This window comes from Pseudomonas sp. 50_B (assembly GCF_017491625.1).
Taxonomy (GTDB): Bacteria; Pseudomonadota; Gammaproteobacteria; order Pseudomonadales; family Pseudomonadaceae; genus Aquipseudomonas; species Aquipseudomonas danubii.
The window spans coordinates 1-466 of sequence record NZ_JAFGYX010000135.1; the positions used below are offsets into that span (position 1 = coordinate 1).

1 protein-coding gene is annotated in these 466 nt (G+C 64.2%); it reads left to right on the plus strand.

What is annotated here, in order from left to right; all coding sequences use genetic code 11:
- Positions 1 to 466 (plus strand): FUSC family protein (locus tag J5M73_RS31280; protein ID WP_207816945.1); only part of this gene is annotated, 466 nt, incomplete at both ends.

Genomic DNA, 466 nt, shown 5'->3' on the forward strand with positions numbered 1-466 from the left:
GCTGATTTTCTCGAACCTGAACATGGGCTCGCCGAGCTTGCGGCACGCGCTGCGCGTGACGATCGCGGTGGCGGTCGGCTTCTGGCTCGGGCGCCTGCTGCCGCTCACGAACGCTTACTGGATCGTGATGACGAGCATCATCATCCTGAAGCCCGGCTATTCGCTCACGAAGCAGCGCAACGCGCAGCGTATCGTCGGCACGCTGATCGGCTGCGCGGCGAGCCTCGCGCTGATCTACACGGTGCACGAGCCGCACGTGCTGATCGCGATCATGTTCGGCTCGATGGTGATGAGCTACAGCCTGCTGCTCTTCAATTACGCGGCGAGCGTCGTGTTCACGTCGTCGTACGTGCTGCTGCTCTTCCATCTGCTCGCGCCCGGCAACATGCGGATCATCGGCGAGCGCGCGATCGACACCGTCGTCGGCTGCATGATCGCGATCGCCGCGAGCCGCCTCTTCCCGTAC